This is a genomic window from Streptomyces sp. NPDC006733, assembly GCF_040636125.1.
Taxonomy (GTDB): domain Bacteria; phylum Actinomycetota; class Actinomycetes; order Streptomycetales; family Streptomycetaceae; genus Actinacidiphila.
Genome location: NZ_JBEYJD010000004.1, coordinates 159961 through 182540 on the forward strand (window position 1 = coordinate 159961; position 22580 = coordinate 182540).

The 22580-nt window shown below is 72.9% G+C and carries 20 protein-coding genes; 13 read left to right on the forward strand and 7 right to left on the reverse strand.

Annotation, left to right across the window (positions count from 1 at the left end; all coding sequences use genetic code 11):
• The first annotated feature begins 81 nt into the window (after positions 1-81).
• On the forward strand, positions 82-1224 hold the full coding sequence (locus ABZ721_RS05890; protein WP_358787465.1) for a branched-chain amino acid ABC transporter permease: 1143 nt from the start codon (positions 82-84) through the stop codon (positions 1222-1224).
• Positions 1221-2477 carry an ABC transporter substrate-binding protein gene (locus ABZ721_RS05895; RefSeq protein WP_358787346.1) on the forward strand — a complete coding sequence of 419 codons (1257 nt, stop codon included), beginning with the start codon at positions 1221-1223 and terminating at the stop codon, positions 2475-2477. The genes ABZ721_RS05890 and ABZ721_RS05895 overlap by 4 nt, the downstream gene beginning before the upstream one ends.
• Before the next feature lie 68 nt (positions 2478-2545).
• Here the strand turns inward: ABZ721_RS05895 and ABZ721_RS05900 are convergent, their stop codons facing one another.
• Positions 2546-3547, reverse strand: coding sequence for a winged helix-turn-helix domain-containing protein (locus ABZ721_RS05900; protein WP_358787347.1), 1002 nt, complete (start codon positions 3545-3547; stop codon positions 2546-2548).
• A gap of 327 nt (positions 3548-3874) precedes the next feature.
• Here ABZ721_RS05900 and ABZ721_RS05905 point away from each other — a divergent pair, with 327 nt between their 5' ends.
• A complete protein-coding gene (locus ABZ721_RS05905) occupies positions 3875-4609 on the forward strand; it encodes a dienelactone hydrolase family protein (RefSeq protein ID WP_358787348.1) in 735 nt (244 codons plus the stop codon).
• 30 nt (positions 4610-4639) lie between these two features.
• Here ABZ721_RS05905 and ABZ721_RS05910 read toward each other — a convergent pair whose 3' ends face one another.
• Complete coding sequence (locus tag ABZ721_RS05910; protein WP_358787349.1) at positions 4640-5185, reverse strand: hypothetical protein; 546 nt, start codon at positions 5183-5185, stop codon at positions 4640-4642.
• A 386-nt stretch (positions 5186-5571) separates the two neighbouring features.
• Between ABZ721_RS05910 and ABZ721_RS05915 the strand changes: the two genes are divergently transcribed.
• Both ABZ721_RS05915 and ABZ721_RS05920 read left to right on the forward strand, forming a co-directional pair.
• On the forward strand, positions 5572-6150 hold the full coding sequence (locus ABZ721_RS05915) for an RNA polymerase sigma factor (protein WP_358787350.1): 579 nt from the start codon (positions 5572-5574) through the stop codon (positions 6148-6150).
• Entirely contained in the window at positions 6147-6776 is a 630-nt protein-coding gene (locus tag ABZ721_RS05920) for a hypothetical protein (protein WP_358787351.1), read from the forward strand. Before ABZ721_RS05915 ends, ABZ721_RS05920 begins: the two co-directional genes overlap by 4 nt.
• Positions 6777-6876: 100 nt before the next feature.
• Here the strand turns inward: ABZ721_RS05920 and ABZ721_RS05925 are convergent, their stop codons facing one another.
• Positions 6877-8511: a carboxylesterase family protein gene (locus ABZ721_RS05925; RefSeq protein ID WP_358787352.1), complete on the reverse strand. Its 1635-nt coding sequence runs from the start codon at positions 8509-8511 to the stop codon at positions 6877-6879.
• Between the two features lie 139 nt (positions 8512-8650).
• Here ABZ721_RS05925 and ABZ721_RS05930 point away from each other — a divergent pair, with 139 nt between their 5' ends.
• Positions 8651-9610: a MerR family transcriptional regulator gene (locus ABZ721_RS05930; protein WP_358787353.1), complete on the forward strand. Its 960-nt coding sequence runs from the start codon at positions 8651-8653 to the stop codon at positions 9608-9610.
• Here the strand turns inward: ABZ721_RS05930 and ABZ721_RS05935 are convergent.
• A complete protein-coding gene (locus ABZ721_RS05935; RefSeq protein ID WP_358787354.1) occupies positions 9525-10391 on the reverse strand; it encodes a dienelactone hydrolase family protein in 867 nt (288 codons plus the stop codon). The genes ABZ721_RS05930 and ABZ721_RS05935 overlap by 86 nt on opposite strands.
• Before the next feature lie 99 nt (positions 10392-10490).
• On the opposite strand from ABZ721_RS05935, the gene ABZ721_RS05940 reads away from it, so the two are divergent.
• On the forward strand, positions 10491-11501 hold the full coding sequence (locus ABZ721_RS05940; protein ID WP_358787355.1) for a helix-turn-helix domain-containing protein: 1011 nt from the start codon (positions 10491-10493) through the stop codon (positions 11499-11501).
• Between the two features lie 42 nt (positions 11502-11543).
• Here ABZ721_RS05940 and ABZ721_RS05945 read toward each other — a convergent pair whose 3' ends face one another.
• Positions 11544-12554, reverse strand: coding sequence for an NADP-dependent oxidoreductase (locus ABZ721_RS05945; RefSeq protein WP_358787356.1), 1011 nt, complete (start codon positions 12552-12554; stop codon positions 11544-11546).
• Between the two features lie 110 nt (positions 12555-12664).
• On the opposite strand from ABZ721_RS05945, the gene ABZ721_RS05950 reads away from it, so the two are divergent.
• The gene (locus tag ABZ721_RS05950) at positions 12665-13264 is read left to right on the forward strand and encodes a TetR/AcrR family transcriptional regulator (RefSeq protein ID WP_358787357.1); all 600 of its coding nucleotides are present in this window, start codon (positions 12665-12667) and stop codon (positions 13262-13264) included.
• Positions 13265-13279: 15 nt separating this feature from the next.
• Here ABZ721_RS05950 and ABZ721_RS05955 read toward each other — a convergent pair whose 3' ends face one another.
• Positions 13280-14377 carry a LacI family DNA-binding transcriptional regulator gene (locus ABZ721_RS05955; protein ID WP_358787358.1) on the reverse strand — a complete coding sequence of 366 codons (1098 nt, stop codon included), beginning with the start codon at positions 14375-14377 and terminating at the stop codon, positions 13280-13282.
• A 258-nt stretch (positions 14378-14635) separates the two neighbouring features.
• On the opposite strand from ABZ721_RS05955, the gene ABZ721_RS05960 reads away from it, so the two are divergent.
• The 5 genes from ABZ721_RS05960 to ABZ721_RS05980 all read left to right on the forward strand — a co-directional run bounded on the left by ABZ721_RS05960 (position 14636) and on the right by ABZ721_RS05980 (position 21353).
• A complete protein-coding gene (locus tag ABZ721_RS05960) occupies positions 14636-15592 on the forward strand; it encodes a sugar ABC transporter permease (protein WP_358787359.1) in 957 nt (318 codons plus the stop codon).
• 2 nt (positions 15593-15594) lie between these two features.
• Entirely contained in the window at positions 15595-16548 is a 954-nt protein-coding gene (locus ABZ721_RS05965) for a carbohydrate ABC transporter permease (protein WP_358787360.1), read from the forward strand.
• A gap of 80 nt (positions 16549-16628) precedes the next feature.
• Positions 16629-17972, forward strand: coding sequence for a sugar ABC transporter substrate-binding protein (locus ABZ721_RS05970; protein ID WP_358787361.1), 1344 nt, complete (start codon positions 16629-16631; stop codon positions 17970-17972).
• A gap of 33 nt (positions 17973-18005) precedes the next feature.
• Positions 18006-19490: a ricin-type beta-trefoil lectin domain protein gene (locus tag ABZ721_RS05975; RefSeq protein WP_358787362.1), complete on the forward strand. Its 1485-nt coding sequence runs from the start codon at positions 18006-18008 to the stop codon at positions 19488-19490.
• A 111-nt stretch (positions 19491-19601) separates the two neighbouring features.
• Positions 19602-21353: a beta-galactosidase family protein gene (locus ABZ721_RS05980; protein ID WP_358787363.1), complete on the forward strand. Its 1752-nt coding sequence runs from the start codon at positions 19602-19604 to the stop codon at positions 21351-21353.
• Positions 21354-21374: 21 nt separating this feature from the next.
• Here ABZ721_RS05980 and ABZ721_RS05985 read toward each other — a convergent pair whose 3' ends face one another.
• Positions 21375-22496, reverse strand: a complete 1122-nt coding sequence (locus ABZ721_RS05985) for a serine hydrolase domain-containing protein (RefSeq protein WP_358787364.1) — start codon at positions 22494-22496, stop codon at positions 21375-21377.
• Positions 22497-22580: the final 84 nt, after the last annotated feature.

Genomic DNA, 22580 nt, shown 5'->3' on the forward strand with positions numbered 1-22580 from the left:
TCACCCGACCTCTCCCCGGCCCCCGCGCCGGCCGCGCCCGCCGGGCCGGGCGGCGCCCGCCGCACCGGCCGCGCGCCCCGCGTGGCCATCGCCACCGCCGTCCTGCTGCTGCTCGCCCTGCCCTTCTACGTCTCCTCGTTCTGGCTGCAGACCGGGCTGTTCGCCATGGCCGCCGTCATCGGCGCCATCGGCCTGAACCTGCTCTCCGGGACCACCGGCCAACTCTCCCTGGGCCACGCCTTCTTCCTCGCCGTCGGCGCCTACGGCTACGTGTGGCTGGCCGGGGATCCGTCCGGCACCGGCACCTCCCACCTGTCCGGGCTCGGCCTGCCGCCCCTGGTCGCCCTGGTGCTCGCCGTCGCCCTCACCGGCGCCGCGGGCGGCCTGTTCAGTCCCATCGCCGGCCGGCTGCGCGGGATGTACCTGGGCATCGCCACGCTCGCCCTGGTCTTCCTCGGGCACCACGTGATGCTCAACGCCCGGGAGATCACCGGCGGGTTCAACGGCCGCTCCGTACCGGCGATGGAGCTGTTCGGGTTCTCCTTCACCGACACCTCGCCCGCGGGGCTCGCCGTCCTCGGCGTCCCCTTCGGCGGACTGGAGCGCCTGTGGTACCTCGGCCTGGCCCTGGTGGCCGTGGCCTACCTCACCGCGCGCAACCTGCTGCGCGGACGCCCCGGCCGGGCCCTGGCCGCCATCCGCGACAGCGAGATCGCCGCGGCGGTCATGGGGGTCCCGATCGCCCGCTACCGCTCCGGCGCCTTCATCGTCTCCTCCATGTACGCCGGCACCGCCGGCGCCCTGCTGGCCCTGGTGTTCAAGCGCGTCGTCCCCGACCACTTCGGGCTGCTGCTGTCCATCGACTACCTGGCGATGATCGTCATCGGCGGCCTCGGTTCGGTCGGCGGCGCCGTCGCCGGCGCGGTCTTCGTCTCCCTGATGCCGCAGCTCCTCACCAAGTACGCCGACCACCTGCCGCTGCTCACCGCCCCCGGGACGGCCGGATCCGGCCTGACCCCGGGCGACGCGGCGCGCTACCTCTACGGCGCCGCGATCGTCCTGATCCTGGTCTTCGCACCGGGCGGCCTGGCCGCACTGGCCCACCGGCGCCCCCGCTCCCGCAACGACACCGCGCGCCGCAACGGGCGCCTTCCTCTCCTGCACCGCACCACTTCCGAGCCCCAGGGCGCCGAAGCACTTTCCTCGAAGGAGCACACACCGTGAGACACCCTCGCCTCGTCCCCGCCGCAGCCGCCCTGGTCGTCCTCGTCCTCGGCGCCTCCGCCTGCAGCACCAAGGGCGACACCGCAACCGACGCACCGGGCAGCGACGGCCTGAAGACCGGGCCGGGCGTGACGGACACGACCATCACCCTGGGCGCCCTGACCGACCTCACCGGCCCCTACGCCTCGCTCGGCAAGAGCATCGTCAACGCCCAGCAGCTCTACGTCGACCAGATCAACGCCGCCGGCGGGGTGTGCGGCCGCCAGGTGCGGATCACCGTCAAGGACCACGGCTACGACGTGCAGAAGGCGGTGTCCGCGTTCACCGAGACCGAGCCGAACGTGGCCGCCCTGTCCCAGGTGATCGGCTCCCCCATCGTGGCCTCGCTGCGGCAGGACATCGAAGCCAAGCACCTGCTGACGCTCCCGCTGGCGTGGGCCTCCAGCCTGCTGGGCAACGAGTACGTCCAGGTCGTCGGCTCCACCTACGACATCGACATGATCAACGGCGTCGACTTCATCGCCCGGACCGCGAAGCTGCAGCCCGGCGACAAGATCGGCCATGTCTACTTCGAGGGCGAGTACGGTGAGAACGCCCTGGCCGGAGCCACCTACGCCGCGCAGCAGCACAAGCTCAGCATCGTCGGGCAGAAGATCAAGCCGACCGACCAGGACCTGACGGCGCAGGTCACCGCCCTGAAGCAGGCCGGCGTCAAGGCCATCCTGCTGAGCGCGGGGCCCAAGCAGACCGCCGCGCTGGTCGGCACCGCCGCCGCGCAGGGCTTCGCCGTCCCGGTCATCAGCAACGCGCCAGGATTCGCACCGCAGTTGCTGGCCACGCCGGTCGGGCCCGCCCTGGAGAAGCAGCTCTTCCTGGTCAGCCCCGCTCCGGCCTTCGGATCCGACGAGCCCGGCATCAAGAAGCTCGCCGACGACTACAAGGCCAAGTACCCCAAGGACACGCTGGACACGGGTGTCATCAGCGGCTGGGACACCATCAGCGTCCTCGGTGAGGACCTCAAGGCGGCGTGCAAGGCCAAGAACCTCACCCGGGAAGGGATCGTCGAAGCGCACCGCAAGCAGACCGGCCTCAGCATCCTCGGCGTGTCCCTCGACTTCTCCGACCGCGCCAAGCCGTCCACCTACCGGTCCTTCATCCAGAAGCCGTCCAAGCAGGCCCCGGGCGGCCTGGTGACCGTCGAACCGGCCCACGAGGTGCCCGCCGTGCGGACCTACACCCTGCCCAAGGGCTGATCCGTCCCGCTCCCGGTCCGCCGGGCACGGCCGCGCTCCCCCGCGCGGCCGTGCCCGGCGGACCGCCGTCAGGCGAGGGGGCGCTGCTGCTCCAGCACGGCCAGGCCCAGGGACGTGACCGTGTGCAGAACGGCCTTGCCCTCGCGCACGGTGCTGATCAGGTGGGCGTTGCGCAGCACCGTCGCGTGGTAACTCGCGGCCGCGGGCGAGATGTTCAGGCGGCGGGCCAGCTCCGTGGTGCCGCATCCGCCGACGGCCGCCCCCAGCACGGCGGCCCGGGTACGTCCCAGCAGGTCGTCGAGGGGCGGGGTGGCGGGCTCGTCGACGCTCTCCCACAGCGCGCTGCCGAGTTCGGCGCCATGGACGCTGGGCACCGCCAGGATCGGCGCGCGGCCCGGATCCAGCGGGGCGTGCAGCACTTCGACGTACCGGGTGGAGAACATCGTGGGCACGATGACGAGCCCTCGCCCGTCCAGGTGGACGTCCCCGTCGCGGGGGTGGGCCACGTGGAGCACGGGCGGCTGCCAGCGGACCAGCGGGCCGCCCAGTTCGGTGAGGAGCTGCTCGACCCCGCCGTCGGCCATCGCGCCCGCGTACCCGGCCCGAACCTGACTCAGATGCGAGCGCACCCCGCTCCAGTAGGGGGCGAGGGCCGTGCTGTGGCAGGCCTTGAGTGCGGCGGCCACCTGCAGGCGGGCCTCCCGGTCGCCGTCCGCCAGGTTCCGGGCCCAGGAGCGGTGCGCGGGCCGGAACTCGATGTCCTGCAACTCCAGGCGCAGCAGGGTACGGGAAGCCCCCAGGAAGTGCTCCACCGCTTCGTCGATGCACGGGGTGTGCCCCGTCAGGCTCGCCATGTCGACCGGCGGCCCGTGTGCGGGCAGCAGCGCGGCGAGGGGGCCGACCTGTTCGCCCAGCCGTCCGCGGACCGACGTCTGCCAGCGGCGGAAGGCCAGGCCCGCGTCGCGGTCCCGCAGCAGCTTGATGCTGTCCAGCGTCTCCGCCGCCACGCCGATCGTCGCGCCCACCCGGGTCCGTGCCAGGTCCTCCGCCGTGAAGTGGATGCGTTTCACCGAGCGCCCCTTACGCCTCGCCATGTGGCCAACAGCAGTCTGCGTTCCGCGGGGACGTCGCACAAGGATCCCTCGGACCAGCGCCGTTCCGCCCCCGGGCCGGGAAGGGGAAGGCCGGCACCGATCGCGCCCAATGGGCTACGTTGTGCGGCGATGACTACCGGGACGGCCTCGCGCCACTCACGATTCGGTTACCCGGCGCTCCGCTGAGCGCCGTACGGGCCGGTTCCGGCCCGCTGCCGCGTCGGGGATCCGGCGCGGCCGCCCGCGCCCCGCCTCCTGTCGTGCCGACCGCAGTTCAACACGTCGACCACAACAGGAGACCCCATGCGCACCACAACGCTGCACATTCCCACCGCCGACGGCCGGGCCGACGCCTTCGCCGCCTTCCCCGACGGCGGCGGGCGGCACCCGGCGGTGCTGATGTACGCGGACGCCTTCGGCATCCGGCCCGCGCTCCGGACGATGGCCTGTGATCTGGCCCGTCACGGCTACTACGTCCTCGTCCCCAACGTCTTCTACCGCCACGGCCCGGCACCGGTCACCGCGCTGCCCGCGCATATCGGCGGTGAGGCCCGGTCCGCGCTCATCGCGCAGGTGATGCCCCTGATCGAGACACACACCCCCGAACGGGTCGGGCGCGACGCCGACGCCTACCTCGGCTTCCTCGCCGCCCGGCCCGAAGTCGCCGCAGGGCCGGTCGCGGTGACCGGCTACTGCATCGGCGGCCTGCTGGCGGTCCGCACCGCCGCCGCCCACCCCGACCGGGTGGCCGCCGTCGCCGCGTTCCACGGCCCGGTGCACGCCGACGGGCCCGACAGCCTGCGCCGCCTCACCGCGGCGGTCCACTTCGGCCACGCCGAGACGGACCTGACGCCCGAGGAGCTCGGCGAGCTCAACCGGGCGCTGGACGCCGCGGGTGTCGACTACACCTCCGAGATCTATCCCGGCACCGTCCACGGCTTCACGATGTCCGACACCGACGCCTTCGACCCCACCGCCCTGCGGCACCACTGGGACCGCCTGCTGCCCCTCCTGGACCGCTCCCTGGCCACCGGCTGACGTCCGCGGCAGGCCCAGGGCCCGTGGTCGTCACGCCCGGACGGCCGTGATGACCACGGGAGCCGACCGGCTCCGGGCACCGGGCATCAGCCGGAGCGTGAGTGTGGTGCCGTCCCAGGTGACGGGAAGCTCCTTCGCCGGGTCGGTCGAAAGGGCCGGCGACCAGCCGAGAGTGACGGACTCCCGCCCCGCGACCTGGGCCGGCACCCCGGTCCCGGTCCACCCGGTCGCCTCACTGCCGTTGTCGTTCCCCGGGTCGACGACGGACAGCGTCCCCGCCGAGAAGCTGTACGTCCCCGACCGTGCGGCGTCATCCATGTGCCAGGCCCCGGCCGCGATGGTGATGGTCGCGTACGTGTCGTGGGTCGTGCCCGCCGGGGTCATCGTCAGCTTCCAGGTGCCGCGCGCGAACGCGTCCAGGGCGACCGCCCCGACGGAGAGCTTGTCGCCCGGGCGGCCGTCGTCCTTCTTCCCGCCGCAGGCGGCCACGGCGGCCGTCACCAGCCCGATCCCCGCGTACTTGAGCGCCGCCCGCCGTCCCACGATCCGTTCCAGCTGCCTGAGGTCAGCGAGCATGATGAAACACCCCTCCGGTCCGCGATTCCCCTGACGCGCACGCGTACGGGCACCGCCGGCGCCTGGGCCTGCCGCGCTCCCCCGCCCTGCAATGCCGCCCCCGGTGCGGCGCACGCGGAGCCTTGCACACCGCGGCCCCCGCGGCGCGGGGTTCGACCCGATCGGCCCTCTTTCGAGTGGCGCACGGCCGGCCCGGGGACGCGGACGTGGCATGCGCGCGGCCGAGATCTCGCTCACACCGGGCCGCCCGCCACCGGGCGCCGCACGGGGGTGCCGCTCCGGGCGCGGTGGTCGGGCGCCTGGCGGCGGAGGTGGCGTGTAACGCTTTCCACGGCCCGAGCCAAGTAGAGATGTAAGGCAGTGCTCGTCCGTTCAAGGAGTCGTCCGTGCAAGCGGAGCATTCACCAGCGCCACCCGTACGTGATCCGGTCGGGTTCGCCGTGTTCTACCAGCAGCAGTTCGACACGGTGCTCGGCTTCGTGACCCGGCGCACCGACAGCCCGCACCTGGCGGCGGATCTGACCGCCGACATCTTCCTGGCCGCGCTGGAGCAGGCCCACACCTACGACGCGAAGCGCGGCGCACCGGTCGCCTGGCTCTACGGCATCTCCCGCAACGTCCTGGCCGCGCACTTCCGGGGCAGCGCCCGCGAGCAGCGGGCCACCGCCCAGCTCGCCGGGCGGCGGCTGCTGGACGAGCAGGACGTCAGCGCGATCGAGGCCCGCATCGACGCGGCCCGCGACGCCCGGCAGCTGGCCGAGCGGCACGCCGCCCTGTCCGAGCCGCTGCGCGCGGTGCTGGACCTGGTGGTCGTCGACGCCCTGACCACCCGCGAGGCCGCACAGGCCCTGGACATCAGCTCGGCGACGGCCCGGGTGCGCCTGCACCGTGCCCGCATGGCCCTGCAGCGCGCCGACCAGCAGAGCACGACATCCCTGCACGCGATCTCGGAGGCCCACTCATGACCACCCCCGTGCACTTCAAGGACCGGCTCGCCGAGGAGCTCACCGCCCACGCCCAGTCCCTGCCGCCCGCGCCCGCGGTGCCGGTGCGGGCACGCCACACCCGGCGCATCGCGGTCACCGCGCTGGGACTGGCGGCGGCGGCCACCGCCGTGCTGCTCATCCCGCACGACGCCCCCACCGCCGCCCCGCAGGCGGGCGCCGACCCCGGCGCCCAGGTGCACGGCGGCGGAACGGCGGTTCTGAGCAACGCCTCCTACACGGTGACTCCGCGCAAGGACGGAACCGTCACCATCCAGGTGACGGGCGCGGAGGTGTCCGGACTGCAGGCGGCGCTGCGCAGCCTGGGCGTGCCGGCCGTGGTGCTGCGGGTCTCGGACACCTGCCCCGCCAAGGTCCGCACCGACAACGCCCACCTCGAAACGGTCTCCACCCAGGACCCGCAGAACGGACGCCTGATGGTGATCCGGCCCAGCGCCATCCCGCACGGCGACAGCCTGCTCCTGGTGCAGGCCGACCTCAAGGGCACCCAGCACCCGAACCTCATGGGCTCCATGGAGGTCCTGCTGGCCAAGGGCGAGCCCACCTGCTTCCCCGCCTCGCAGAGCAACGTCATCGGCGAGGGCTAACGGACCCGAGCCCCGCGCAGGGCCCCGCGCCCCGCGCCCCCGGCCGGACCCGCACACGGCGGGTCCGGCAAGGGGCGCACCTGCGTTCCCGGCCGCCGCCTCACCCACCCATCGCGTCCCAGAACGCGCAGTGGTGCACGGACCCCGCGTCGACGGGGTGGATGCCGCCGGGTCCGGGAGCCAGCGACTGGACCGGCCGGGCGAGGGGTGACGGGGAGCCCAGGGCGGGCCAGAACGGGGCACCGGGGGTGTTCGGGTCGCCGGTGTGCGCGAAGGCCGCCCAGTAGTCGACCATCCGGTCGGACAGCGCGCGCTGGGCGTCGGTCAGCGGCCGCTCGGTGGGGAACGAGGAGAACAGGTACGGCATCTCGAAGCCGTGCGCCGCGCCGTAGGGGAAGTCCGGGTCGGCCGGCAGGCCGGCGAGGACCGGGGCGTCCGGGTCGCCGAACTCGTATCCGTAGAGGGCAAGGCCCGGGGCGTGGGCGGCGATGGTCCGGCCGGCGGCCGGCGTGGTGCACGCCAGCGACCGGTCGGTGAGCACCGCGGCCCAGGCCAGAGCGGGCGTGGGGTACGCCGCCGCCGGGTACCGCGCCTCGACGGCCGGGGCCGCGGAGCCGAAGGCGTCGGCCAGCCGGGCGCGGTAGTCGTCCTCGGTGCGGATCGGGAACGCGGCGAGGGACAGGCCGACGAACATCCGCATCTCGTCGTGGTTGGTGCCCTGCACGAGCGGCACGCGGTGGAAGCGTCCCGACGCCAGCGCCCGGTCCGGCGCCATGGGCAGCAGCGCGTTGCCGTAGGCGGGCCGGTTGAAGGACTGCATCAGCTGCGCGGTGGCCAGGCGGTCCGTGCTCAGCCCGCGCAGGCACGCCGGCACCGCGTCCGCGCCGCCCGCCGCGCAGCCCAGCTGCCGGGCGGCCTCCGTGCCGACGGCCTGGACCTCGCGCTGCGAGGCGAACGGCTGGTACGCCGGGGTGCCGGGTCCCAGGGCGCCGCGGGGGAAGGACATGCGGCACGAGCCGCTCTGGAGCACCGCCCGCTGGAAGAGTCCGGCGGCCGGCGGCGAGGTGAGGTGCGCGCAGATGCTGAGGGCGCCCGCGGACTCGCCGAACAGCGTGACGCTGCCCGGATCACCGCCGAAGCGCTCCGCGTTCGCCCGCACCCAGCGCAGGGCGGCCTGCTGGTCCGCCAGGCCGAACGGCGGGGCGGCGCCCAGCCCGGGGTGGCCGAAGTAGCCGAAGATCCCCAGCCGGTAGTTGACCGTGACGACGACCGTGTCGCCGCGGACCGCCAGCTGTTCGGGGCGGTAGTCGCTGCCGGCGCCGCCCAGGAAGGCGCCGCCGTGCATCCACACCAGCACGGGCCGCCGGTGCCCGGCCGGCTCGGCCGCCGGCCGGGTGACGTTGAGATAGAGGCAGTCCTCCGACCCGACCACGGCCCCGGCGCCGGGTGCCGGCATCTGCACGCACCGCTGCGCCGCCGTCGTCGCGTCCCGCACTCCCCGCCACGCGGTGGCGGGCCGCGGGGCGCGCCAGCGCAGCGGGCCGGTCGGCGGCGCGGCGTAGGGAACGCCGTCGAAGGTGCTGTACGAGCCGTGGTCCACGCCGCGAATCAGGCCGCGGTCGGTCCGCACGACGGGGTCGCCCTGCCGCGCGGAGTGCGGGGAGGCGGCTGCGCCGGTCGCCGGTACGGCGGTGGCCGCCAGCAGGGCCGCCGCGCTCAGGAGGGGAAGGAGCACCGCACGGAGTCCGGCTCTGTGGCCGGGGCGTGGGGCTGCCGGGGTCGGGGACATGCGTACCCACCGTTCGTGGTCGGAGGGGGTGTCGGTCTGTGGTCCCTACGCTAGGAGCTCCCCCGCACTGGAGGTTCAAGGCACTGTGACGCAGGACACGTGGAGCATCGGGGAGCTCGCCGCCGGGACCGGGGTCCCGGTGAAGACGCTCCGCTACTACTCCGACAGCGGCCTGCTGCCCGTGGCCGCCCGGAGCACCGGTGGTCACCGGCGCTACGGTCCCGACGCGTGGGAGCGGATCCGTCTCATCCGGCGGTTGCGCGCGCTGGACACCCCGATCGCGACCATCACGCGGGTGGTCACCGGTGAGTGCTCGCTGGGCGAGCTGGTGGCGACCGAGCTCGACGCGGTGCAGGAACGGCTGACCGAACTGCGGTGGCGCCAGGCCACCCTGCAGTCCCTCGACGACTGTCCGGGCGAGGAACGGCTCCGGCGTCTGGAGATCCTCGCGCGCGTGCCGCGGCTGCCGCAGGCGCGGCGCGCCCTCACCGACCACTGGTACCGCGAGCTGTCCGCCTCCATGCCGCGGCACCGGCTCGACATCATGATCGCCATGCTGTCCCCCGACCCGCCGCGGGATCCCGATGCCACCACGGCGCTGGCCTACGCCCAGTTGCACCTGCTCGTCTCCACCCCGAGTTTCAACCGCTGGACGCAGGACCACGGCCAGGAGATGCGGGACGCCCCGGCCTTCTACGGGGCGATCGACGAGGCCGCCGCCCTGACGGCCGCCGCCGTGGCGCGCGGGCTGCCGCCCCAGCCCGGGGCCGCGGTGAACGCCTTCGTGGCCGCCCACGCACGCGCTCGCCGGGAGTCCGACTCCCCCGCGTTCCGCACCCAGCTGCACGCCCTGGTGTCGCGGTCGTCCGGCTTCGACCCCCGCCTGGAACGCTACTGGTCCCTGGTCGGCACCGTCACCGGCGGACGCGTGCTGAACATGACGGTGGCGCACCAGTGGCTCACCGAGGGCCTGGCCCTCTCGATGGGCGGGCCGCCGGGCGGACCGACGGTCGCACCCCCAACCGCTCGGCCAGAAAGGCGATGATCTCGTCGCGGGCCCGCACGGTGGGGTGGCCCTCCTGGTCGACGAGGTGCGCCGTGACGACGCTGTGGGCGCAGCCGACGACCTCGCGGAAGAACGGCGGGGGGTCGGTGTTGGCCGTGCCGGCCGCGAGTACGCGCCCGTCGAACGCGTCCCCGAGCAGCGCCCGGTAGGCCGCGAACCGCTGTCCGGTGCACCAGGTGTCCTTGTCGAAGCGGTAGGCGAGCACCTTCAGGCCGTCGCGCGCCACCCGTTCGGCCACGGCGGCCGCGTCCTCGTCGCTGATCTCCAGGCCGCCGGGGTCGTCGAGCGGCAGCGACGGATGGTTGACCACCGGGGCGATGACGGCGGGTTCGAGCGCCATGGTCAGGGCGAAGTTGCCGGTGAAGCACAGGCCGACGGCGCCGACTCCCGGCCCGCCCCGCTCGGCGTGCGCCAGGCGCGCCAGGCCGCGCAGCCAGCCGACGACGGGGCTGGTGCCGCCGCCGGCGAACGCCCGGAACTCGGCGCTGACGCACGCGCGTCGGACGACGGTCTCGCGCGCCTCGGCGAGTGGGTAGGCCCCGTCGATACCGAACAGCGAGGGCAGGTAGACGGAGAAGCCGGCGTCGCGCACCCAGCGCGCGAACCGTGCGACGTCGGGGCTGATGCCCGGCATCTCGGGCATCAGGACGACGGCCGGCCCCGACCCGGTCACGTACACGGTCTTGTCCACGTCATCGACGCGGACGGTCCTCCGCGCGAAGTCGTCCAGGGGGTCGTGCTGCCCTCGTGTGATGGTCATGACCGCCATGATGAGGAGCGGCGGCCCACCGCAGAAGCGGCGGCATCGCCAGGTATCCCGGTAATATCGCCATCCGCTCGCAGGCACCGGAGGGGTCGTATGAGTCCGCTGACCATCGGCGTCCTGGCCTATCCCGGCTGCTTCGCTTCGGAGGTCTTCGGGGTGCCCGACCTGCTGACCATGGCCGCGCACGTCGCCGCCGGCCACGGGTCGCCGCAGCCGGCCTACGCGACGACGGTCCTCTCGCCCCGGCGGCGGGTGCGCGCGTCCGGCGGCTCGGTCCTCGACGTCTCGGCGGTCCGCCCGGTGGACGTCCTGATCGTGCCGGGCTTCGAGCTCTCGCCGGCACTCGATCTCGACGCGACCCTGGCGGCCCTGGGGCCGGAAGTGGCGTCGATCCGATCGCAGGCGGCCTCGGGGACCGCGGTCGTCTCGATCTGCGTGGGCGCCTTCCTCCTCGCCGAGGCCGGGCTGCTCGACGGGCGGGAGGCGACGACGTCCTGGCTGTTCGCCGACCGGTTCGCCCGCCGGTACCCCGATGTGCGCCTGCGCGCGGAGCGGCTGGTCGTGACCGACCGGGGGGTGACCACCACGGCGGCCTTCAGCGCCATGTACGACTTCGCGCTGCGGTTCGTCCGCGAGCACCACGGCCCCCGCATCGCCCGCAGCACCGCCCGCATCGCGCTGGTGGACGACGCCCGCTCCACGCAGGCCCCCTACGTCGACTCCGCGCTGATCCCCACGGTGGGCCGGGCCTTCTCACTCGGCGTCAAGCGGTGGCTCGACCAGCACCTCGGTGCCCGCTACGACCTGCCCGCGCTCGCCCAGGAGTTCCACGTCAGCACGCGGACCCTGCTGCGGCGCTTCGGCGACGAAGCCGGTGAGAGCCCGCTGGCCTACCTGCAGTCCGCCCGGGTGCGGCGGGCCAGGCACCTGCTGGAGACGACCGACAGGACCGTCGCGAGCATCGCCGCCGACGTCGGGTACCGCGACGCGGGCGCGTTCAGCGACATCTTCGCCCGGCACACGGACCGCCGGCCGCGGGAGTACCGCGCGCTGTTCCACCGCCGTGCCGACCACCCCGCGCCGGCCCGCCGCACCCCGCCGTGAGACCCGCCGGCCGCCACCGCCTCGCCCCCGTCCCCCGGGCTTTCAGGCGACCGTGAGGACGATCTTGCCCCGGATATGGCCCCGGGCGGCGCGCTCGTGCGCGGCCCGGGCGTCGGCGAGGGCGAAGGTGCTGTCGATCGCGACGCGGATCGTGCCCGCGTCGAGCAGGCCCGCCAGTTCGGCGAGTTGTGCGCCGCTCGACCGGACTTGGGCGCTGGAGACCGTCACGCCCAGCTTCGCGACCTCCTCCGCGTCGAAGTCCCCCGGAAGCACGGGGAACTGGGCGCCGCCGCGCTTGAGCGTGCGTAGGAAACGGCTGCTGTGGGGGCCGCCGACGGTGTCGAGGACGAGGTCGATGTCGTGTACGAGGTCCTCGGGACGGCTCTTGGTGTAGTCGATGAACTCGTCGGCGCCGAGGTCGCGCAGGAACGCCTCGTGCGCGCCCGATGCCACCGCGATGACCCGCGCGCCCTTCCCCTTCGCCAGCTGCAGTGCGAGGTGCCCCACGCCGCCCGCGGCGCCGTTGACGAGCACCGTCGTGCCGGCGCCGAGCGCGGTGGGGCGATGGGGTGCCGCCTGGAAGGGCGACGGGTGGTCGTGTCCGGCCGCGATCAGGAACTGCCACGCCGTCAGCCCCGCCATCGGCGCCCCGGCGGCGTGCACGTGGTCGAGGCCGGGCGGCTTGCGGGCGAGGTCCGCCGCGGGCGCGGCCACGTACTCGGCGTACCCGCTGCCGTGGAAGCTGGGAAAGCGCAGGAGGCCGAAGACCGCGTCGCCCACGGCGAAGGTGTCGACGTCCGCGGCGACGGCGGCGACCACGCCCGACACGTCCGTGCCCGGGATCACCGGCAGGCGGACCGTCGACTCCGTCTCGCCGGGCATGGTGGTCAGCCCGCCGCGCAGGTACCAGTCGGGAGGATTGACGCCGGCCGCGTGCACGCGGACCAGCACTTCACCCGGCCCCGGCTCGGGCATCGGGGCCTCGTCGTAGCGCAGCACCTCAGGGCCGCCGTGCTCGTGCAGCCGGATCGCCCTCATCGTGTGTGTCGTCATTGTTCGCTCCTGCCCCGCTGCGGGATAGTCTTATCCGGATCAGCGATCCAAATAAATGAACCACTGATCCGAATATATGGACCAGTGATCCGGATAGTCAAGAGGGGCAGATGCGGGCCGACGCCAGGAAGAACCGCGACCAGGTGCTCGCGGTAGCGGGCAGCGCCATCACCGAGCAGGGCGTCGACGTGTCGCTGCGCGACATCGCGCGCCGGGCCGACGTCGGGCTCGCGACGCTGCTGCGCCACTTCCCGACCCGCGAGGCGCTGCTGGAGGCGCTGCTCCACACGAGCTTCGGCGAACTGACGGCGAAGGCGGGCGAGCTGGAGACGTCCGGCTCGCCCGAGGAGGCTCTCGTCGTGTGGCTGCGCGACTGCGTCGCCTGGACCACCGAGTACCGCGGCGTGACCGTGCTGATGGCGGCCGCCATCGAGGACACCGACTCCGCCCTCCACGCCTCGTGCGTCACCTTGCGCGCTGCCGGCGCGCGACTCCTCACCCGCGCCCAGGAGGCGGGCACGGCGCGCACCGATATCGACGGCGCCGACCTGTTCGCGCTGATCGCCATGCTCGCCTGGCTCGGCGACCAGCCCTCGCTCACGCCCCGCGCGGACCGCCTCTTCGACGTCGTCGCGAGCGCCATCCTGACCGGCGCCGCGATCAACGACGCCCCGCAGGACCGGAACCGCCCCACGCAGGAGCCCGGCTGACGGGGCGCCGCGCCGCTACGCGGGCCCCGGCGGCGGCGCCGTGCTGTCGCGGACCGTCAGGCGCGTCGCGACGATGTCGGTGCCGGAGCGCGGGACGTCGTGTTCGCGGATCTGGCGCAGGACTTCCTGCACGCTGCGGCGGCCGACCTCCGCGAAGTCCTGGTGCACGGTGGTCAGGGGCGGGATGAAGTGGGCCGCGTCCGGGATGTCGTCGAAGCCGACCACGCTGATGTCGCCGGGGACCGCCCGGCCGCGCTCGTGGAAGGCGCGCAGCAGGCCGAGGGCCATCTGGTCGTTGGCGGCGAACACCGCGGTGCACTGCGGCTCGTCGGCGAGGACGAGGCCGGCGGCGTAGCCCGAGTCGGCCGACCAGTCGCCGCGCAGCGGCGGCGGCACCGGCCGCCCGGCGTCCTCCAGGACCGCGCGCCACGCGCGGGCCCGGCGCTCGCTCGCGTACGACGACTCCGGGCCGGTCACGTGCCAGACGGTCGTGTGTCCCAGGTCGAGCAGATGGCTGACGGCACGGCGGGCACCGCCCGCCTGGTCGGTGTCGACGACCGGGTAGCGGTCGCCGGCGTCGGAGTCCACGACGACCACGTGCACGCCGGGCGGCAGCGCCACGCTGCCGGCGTCGAGCAGGTGGATCTCCATGAAGACGATGACGGCGTCGACGGCCAGTTCGCCCATCCGCGTGAAGGCACCGAGCACGTTGTCCTGGGTCGGGATGTCGACGGGGATCAGCGTGATCGCGTATCCCTCGGCGGCGGCCTGGGTCGCGATCGCCTCCACGGTGTTGCTGTTGCCGGTGGTCGACAGGCCGTGCAGGATCACGCCGATGGTGTTGAACTGCCCGTACCGCAGGGCGCGCGCCGCGCTGTTGGGACGGTAGCCCAGGTCGCGCATCGCCGTGAGCACCTGCTCGCGGGTCGAGCCGATGACTCCGGGATGGCCGTTGGACACCCGCGACACGGTCTGGGAGGACACCCCCGCCCGCTGGGCGACGTCGGCCATGGACACCCGCTGCTTGCGGCGTCCGCCCGGTATGCCCGAGCCGCCGCGCTGCGCGCCGCCGGCAGGAACAGGATCTTGTGCTCCCCGCTCACTCAGGTCCATCGCCCCTTCACTCCTGTCCGTCCACCCGTCGCCGTCCGGCGCGGCGGCGCAAACGTAACGTCCGCGAAACCTTGACCGATCGCCGTGACGGGTGCCACGCTACCGCACAAGTTTACGTAAACATCGCGCCGCCCCGGCTGCCCTGCCTCCCCGCACGGCTCGGATCGGCGCCTTGTGCTCGGCACGATGTTTACGTAAACACCAGCGCGCCGCCCGGACGGACGGCGGGTGCCCCGGGAGCGAGGAGCGAGGAGCGACATGGTGGCCGCACTACCACAGGCAGGGGCGCGCCCCGCCGCACGGCCGCCGGCCCCGGCACGGCCGACGGCCTCCGGGCAGCGGTCGCGGGCGGGGCGGCGGTCGTGGACCGGCTGGCAGTTCGTCGGGCCGTTCATGGCGGTGTTCGCCCTGGTCTTCCTGGCGCCGATCGGATACTCGATCCACCTGAGCCTGTACCGGACCCGGCTGATCGGCGGCACGAGCTTCGTCGGCGCCGACAACTACACAGAGGCGTTCGGCGACGCGCAGTTCTGGTCGTCCTTCGCCCGGGTGGCGGCCTTCCTGGCCGTCCAGGTGCCGATCATGCTGTTCCTCGCGCTCCTGCTCGCCCTGGCCGTCGACAGCGGGCGCCTGTACGGATCGAGCTTCTTCCGGATCGCGGTGTTCCTGCCCTACGCGGTGCCGGCCGTCGTCGCCACGCTCCTGTGGGGCTTCATGTACGGCACGCGCTTCGGCCTGGTGGGCAACCTCAACGACGCGTTCGGGATCACCCTCCCGGACCCGCTCTCGCCCGACCTGGTGCTGGCGTCCATCGGCAACATCGTGACCTGGCAGTTCGTGGGCTACAACATGCTGATCCTCTACTCGGCGCTGCGGACGGTCGATCCGGCGCTGTACGAGGCCGCGGAGATCGACGGTGCGGGACAGCTGCGGATCGTCCGGGCGATCAAACTCCCGGCGCTGCGCGGAGCGCTGATCATCGCGACGATCTTCTCGATCATCGGGAGCTTCCAGCTCTTCAACGAGCCGAGCATCCTCAAGAACCTGGCACCGAACGCGATCACGTCCGACTTCACCCCCAACCTGTACGCCTTCTCGCTGTCCTTCGCCGGCCAGCAGTTCAACTACGCGGCGACCATCGCCATCGTCATGGGCGTGATCACCATGGTCATCGCCTACGCCGTCCAGCTGCGCGGCATGCGGAAGGAACTCTGACCATGGCGACCACCACTCCCCGCCTCGGCCACCGGCCCCGCCCGACCCGGCGCCCCGGCGCCCGGTCGCCGTCCGGCCCGCTCACCCTCCGCGCCACCCGCCGCAGCGCTCGCCCCACGCGGCGCAGCGCCACCCTGACCGCCCTGGCGGCGATCATGCTCGTCTACACGCTGCTGCCGCTGGCCTGGCTGGCGATCAACGCGACCAAGACGCAGCAGGGCCTGTTCGGCTCCTTCGGGCTGTGGTTCGACGGCGACTTCGCCCTGTTCGGCAACATCGCCGACACCTTCACCTACAACGACGGGATCTTCACCCGCTGGCTGCTCAACACCCTGCTGTACGTGGTGGTCGGCGCGGGCGGCGCGACCCTGCTCGCCACGCTCGCCGGGTACGGGCTCGCCAAGTTCGACTTCGCCGGCAAGAAGGCCGTCTTCGCCACCGTCATCGGAGCGGTCGCGGTGCCCGGTACGGCGCTGGCGGTCCCCACGTTCCTGCTGTTCTCCGAGCTGGGGCTGACCGACACTCCGTGGGCGATCATCATCCCATCGCTGATCTCGCCGTTCGGCCTGTACCTGATGTGGACCTTCGCCACCGACGCCGTCCCGAAGGAGATCCTCGAGTCGGCCCGCATCGACGGCGCCGGTGAGTTCCGCGCGTTCTTCTCCATCAGCATGCCGATGCTGGCACCGGGCATGGTCACCGTCCTGCTCTTCAACGTGGTCGCCACCTGGAACAACTACTTCCTGCCGCTGATCATGCTGAAGGACCCCGACTGGTATCCGCTGACCCTCGGCCTCAACAGCTGGAACGCCCAGGCCGCCACCGTCGGCGGGGATGTGGTGTTCAACCTCGTCATCACCGGTTCGCTACTGACCATCGTGCCCCTGATCGCGGCGTTCCTGCTGCTGCAGCGGTACTGGCAGTCGGGTCTGGCCGCCGGAAGCGTCAAGGGGTAGCCGGCGCACGGCACCAGCCCTCCACTCCTCCCCGCACCCGTTCCCCGCCTGACGACACCCTCATGAAAAGGACTTCCTCCATGGCGATAGCCCGCCGTCGCGCCCTCCTGCTGGGCGCGGCCGTCCTGTCGGTCGCTCTCACCGCGACCGCCTGCGGATCCTCCGACTCCCCGGACGCGGCCGGCGCGCAGCCCGCGTCCGCCGCCGACCTCCAGGCCGCCCTGGACACCGGTGGCAGCATCACGGTCTGGGCGTGGGAGCCGACCCTGCAGAAGGTCGTCACCGACTTCCAGGCCAAGTACCCCAAGGTCAAGGTCAAGCTGGTCAACGCCGGCACCAACAAGGACCAGTACACGGCGCTGCAGAACGCGGTCAAGGCCGGCAAGGGGGTCCCGGACCTGGCGCAGATCGAGTACTACGCCCTGCCGCAGTTCACGCTCGCCAAGTCCGTCGCCGACCTCACGCCGTTCGGCGCGGACCAGCTCAAAGCCACCTTCACCCCCGGCCCGTGGGGAGCGGTGCACGGTGGCGGCAAGGGCGTGTACGGCCTGCCGATGGACTCCGGCCCGATGGCGCTGTTCTACAACAAGGAAGTCTTCGACAAGCACCGGATCGCGGTGCCGACGACATGGGACGAGTACCTCACCGCGGCCAGGAAGCTGCACGCGGCCGACCCCAAGGCGTACCTCACCGGTGACACCGGCGATGCCGGATTCACCACCAGCATGATCTGGCAGGCCGGCGGCAAGCCCTACACCGTCGACGGCACCCAGGTCGGCGTGAACTTCGACGAGGCCGGCACCAGGAAGTTCACCGCCACCTGGCAGCAGCTCGTCAGCGGCAAGCTGCTCTCCCCCGTCACCGCCTGGAGCGATGCCTGGTACCAGGGGCTGGGCGACGGCACCATCGCCTCACTCGTCACCGGTGCCTGGATGCCCGGACCGCTCGAATCCGGAGTCAAGGGCGGCGCCGGCAAGTGGCGCGTCGCACCCATGCCGCAGTGGCGGAGCGGCGGGAGGACCACCGCCGAGAACGGCGGCAGCTCGCTGGCCCTCACCGAGGCGAGTGGCAACAAGAAGCTCGCCTACGCCTTCCTGCGGTACGCCACCGTCGACGCGGGCGCGCAGAGCCGGGTCGACGCCGGCGCGTTCCCCGCCACCACCCGGCAGCTCGACTCCCCGGCGTTCCAGAACAAGCAGGACCCCTACTTCGGCAACCAGAAGATCAACCAGGTGCTCGCGCAGTCGGCCGCCCAGGTCGCCCCCGGATGGTCCTACCTGCCCTTCCAGGTCTACGCCAACAGCGTCTTCAACGACACCGTCGGCAAGGCGTACGTCAGCGGCACCACCTTGGACAGCGGGCTCAAGGCGTGGCAGGACGCCTCCCTCAAGTACGCCAAGGACCAGGGCTTCACCGTCAAGTAGCCCCGAGGCACCGCCTCACAGAAAGGGAGAGCCATGCCCCGTCCCGTCCTCCTGCGCCGCCCCTCCCCCGTCCCGTCCCGCACCGTACTGTCCCGCACCGTCCGCCGCGTCCTGGCCTGCCTGCTGGCCGTCCCGCTGCTCGCACCGCTCACCGCTCTGTCCGGCACGTCCCCGGCCGCGGCCGACACCCCGCAACTGGCCGCCGCCCAGTTCCAGGGGGTGAACTGGGCGCGGCCCGGCGACAACTACGTCGACGGGCCCCTCGTCCTCGAAGGGCTGAGCGCCACCGACAGCTACGCCACCGTCCGGGCCAAGGCGGACGCCGTCTACGACGGGTTCCTCAGCACCCTCGGCGCCAACACCGTGCGGCTGCCCGTCAACACCCGCTCCGTCGGCACCACCTGGTGGAACGCCTACACCGGTGCGATCGACGCCGCGACCGCCAAGGGCTTCAAGGTCGTGCTGTCCTACTGGGAGGACGGCGCGTCCTCGGGCGGCCGGATCGTCGACACGGCCGCCTACAACACCATGTGGAACACCGTGATCGCCCAGTACGGCGCCAACGGCCTGGTCTACTTCGAGCCGATGAACGAGCCCCACGGCTACAGCGCCACCGAGTGGGCGAACGTCGCCGCCACCTGGCTCGCCGACCGCCCCGCGGTCCCCCGCAACCGGGTCTTCGTCAGCGGCGCCGGCTACAACGGGGACGTCAAGCCCGTGTGCGGCGACAGCCGCCTGGACGGCACGTACCTGTCCTACCACCACTACGCCTTCATGAGCGGCGCCAAAACCTACGAGCAGTGGGTCGCCCACTTCAAGGACGGCATCGGCGGCTGCGCCTCCCGCACCGTCCTCGACGAGTTCGGGGCACCGATGGACGACGGCACGGACTACAACGCGACCAACAGCACCGACAACTTCGTCCGCTACCTGCGCGCCGACACCGACACCGTCCGCGCCCTCGGCCTGGGCGCGGTCTACTGGCCCGCCCTCGGCGGCCCGCACCACGAGCGGCCCACCTACGACTACTACTCCCTGTTCACCCTCCAGGGCAGCGGTACCGACCTGTCACTGGGTGTGCGCAACATCAGCGGCATCGACCGGCTCCGGTACGCCTGGGGCGCCGATCCCGGTGCGCACACGGGCCCGCTGCGCAGCCTCGGCGGCGCCGACCGCTGCCTCGACGTCCCCGGCGCCACCCACACCAACAGCACCCAGGTGCAGGGCTGGACCTGCAACGGCGGCGCCAACCAGCGCTGGACCAGGACGCCGTCGGGCGGGCTCACCGTCTACAACGGCACGAAGCGCCTGGACGTCGGCGGCCAGGCCACGGCCAACGGCAGCGCGGTGGGCATCTACGACTGCAACGGCGGCGCCAACCAGCAGTGGACCTTCTCCTCCGACGGCACGATCCGCGGCGTGCAGTCGGGCCGCTGCCTCGACCTGGACCAGGCCACCTCCAAGGGTCAGCTCTACGACTGCTGGGCGGGCGACAACCAGCGGTGGCAGACCCTGTAGCACTCCCCCGCCCAGCACCCCAGCAGCCTGCACGACCACGGGGCCGGCCGCGCGGACCATCTCCGCGCGGCCGGCACCCGCCCACCCCCTTCGGCACAGGAGCACTCGCAGATGCCCGTTCTTGACTTCGACGACGACGGGTTTCGGCTCGACGGCGCACCCTTCCGGGTCCTGTCCGGAGGACTGCACTATTTCCGCGTCCACCCGGAGCAGTGGGCGGACCGCCTGCGAAAGGCCCGCCTGATGGGCCTGAACACCGTCGAGACGTACGTGCCGTGGAACCTGCACGAGCCGCGCCCGGGCACCTTTCGGATGGACGGCGGACTGGACCTGCCGGCCTTCCTGGAGCTGGCCGCGGCCGAGGGGCTGCACGTGCTGCTCCGACCGGGCCCGTACATCTGCGCCGAGTGGGAAGGCGGCGGCCTGCCGTCCTGGCTGCTGGCCGAGCCGGACATCGCCCTGCGCAGCCGCGACCCCCGTTTCCTGGCGGCACTCGACCGCTACCTGGCCCAACTGCTCGCCCCCCTGCGGCCCTACGTCGCCGGCCGCGGCGGCCCGGTGCTCGCGGTGCAGGTGGAGAACGAGTACGGGGCCTACGGCGACGACACCGGCTACCTGGAGCACCTGGCCGCCACGCTGCGCCGGTGCGGGGTCGACGTACCGCTGTTCACCTGCGACCAGCCGGACGACCTGGAGCGCGGCGCCCTGCCGGGAGTGCTCGCGACGGCCAACTTCGGCAGCCGCTCGACGCAGGGCCTGGCCGCCCTGCGCGCCCACCAGCCGGACGGCCCGCTGCTGTGCGCCGAGTTCTGGAACGGCTGGTTCGACCGCTGGGGCGCCCACCACGTCGTACGCGATCCGGCCCAGGCCGCCCAGGAGCTGGACGAACTGCTCGCGACCGGGGCCTCGGTCAACTTCTACATGTTCCACGGCGGCACCAACTTCGGTTTCACCAACGGCGCCAACGACAAGCACACCTACCGTCCGACCGTCACCTCCTACGACTACGACGCGCCCCTGGACGAAGCCGGCGACCCCACCGAGAAGTTCACCGCGTTCCGCCGGGTCCTCGCCAAGTACGCCCCGGTTCCCGCGGAGCCCGTCCCCGACCCCGGGCCCAAACTCGCCCCGCACAGCGTCGCGCTCACCGACAGTGCCTCCCTGCTCGCCTGCGCCGGCGACCTGGGCGACGCGGTGGCGTCCCAGCGGCCGCTGACGATGGAGGAGCTCGGGCAGGACTTCGGGTTCGTGCTGTACGAGACCGTGCTGCCGGCGGCGGGGCCGGCGCTGCTGGAGGTGGAGCGGATCCGCGACCGTGCCCAGGTGTTCGTCGACGGCCGGCCCGCCGGGGTGCTGGAGCGCGAGAACCACGAGCGGGCCCTCGCCTTCGACGTGCCGCGCGCGGGCGCCGTACTCAGCGTCCTGGTGGAGAACCAGGGCCGGGTCAACTACGGTCCGGGCATCCACGACCGCAAGGGCCTGCTCGGCGCCGTCCTGCTGGACGGCGCCGCGCTGACCGCGTGGACCAGCCGGCCGCTGCCGCTGACCTCCCTGGCACGCCTGCCGTTCACGACCACCACCACGACGCCGACCGGGCCCACCTTCCACCGCGGCACCGTCGACCTCGCCGAGCCCGCCGACACCTTCCTGCACCTGGACGGCTGGACGAAGGGCAACGCCTGGATCAACGGGTTCGCCCTGGGCCGCTACTGGTCACGCGGCCCCCAGCGGTCGCTGTACGTGCCGGGGCCGGTGCTGCGGGCTGGCGCCAACGACATCGTCGTGCTCGAACTGCACGCCGCCCACCGCCCCCGGACCGTCGCTCTGCGCCCGACCCCGGACCTGGGCCCCACCGAGCAGTGACACCGGGCAGGCCCGCACCCGTCAGCCGTGCAGCGCCACGCGGTACAGCTCCGCCAGCGCCCCGTCGACGGGGTGCGGCTGCGGCCTGCCCGCGGCGTCCAGCCGGTTCCACCGCTGCAGGTTCACCGCGACCGACAGCTGCCGCGCGCCGTCGGCACGGATCATGGTCAGCGCGCCGGCGCCCCAGACCGTGCCGCCGTGGCCCCAGAAGGTGTCCCCACCGGCGGTGCCCTCCATCGGGTGCAGGCCCAGGCCGTAGTCGATCGTCCTGCCCTCCTGGGAGACGACCCGGACGGTGCGCTGCATCTGCGCCAGCGACGCGGGGCTGACGATCTCGCCGGCGAGCAGCCGGCGGAAGAACCGGTTGAGGTCCGCGACGGTCGAGATCAGCGAGGCCGCCGGCCCGACCCAGGACATGTCGAAGACGCTGAAGTCGCGCGGCGGGTCGATCATGCCGAACCATGCCTCGTACAGCTGCGAGTGCGGCCCGCGCGGATGGGGTCCTGCGGGCAGTTCGGTGTCGCACAGCCCGGCGCGGTCGATGACGTTCTCGGTGAGGTACCGCGCGGCCGTCGTGCCCGTCACCTCTTCCAGCAGCTCCCCGAGCAGCAGGTAATTGGTGTTGGAGTACAGCCCCAGCGCGCCGCCCGGGGTGCCGACGGCGGGCGCGGAGACGCCCATCGCGATCAGCTCGACGGGGTCGAAGCGGGTGAACCGGTGGTCGTCCAGGCTCTGCGGCGTGGTCTTCGCGAGGTCGGGGAACGCCCGGAGCGAGGGATAGGCGTACGGGAGGTACTCGGCGAGGCCGCTGGTGTGGTTGAGCAGCATCCGCACGGTGATCGCGTCACCGCGCTCGCCGGGCACCAGCTTCGGCAGGTACCGGCCGATCGGCGCGTCCAGACCGATCAGGCCGCCCTCGACCTGCTGCAGGATCGCCGCCGCCGTGAAGGTCTTGGTGATGCTGCCGACGCGGTGGCGCAGATCGGCGGTGACGGGGCGGCCGGTGGCGACATCGGCGACCCCCGCGGCGCCGCGCCAGACCTGCTCGCCGTCCCGCACCTCGGCGAACAGGCCGGGCATCCCGGCGCGGTGGACGTTGCGCAGTGCGGCGTCCAACGCCGCCGGATCCAGTGGCTTCCCCATGACACGCGTCCCCTCGTCGGCGGCGGGCCGGGCGGCACGCCCATGTCCTCATTATGCACGCAGTGCGTGCAACACCAAGTGCAT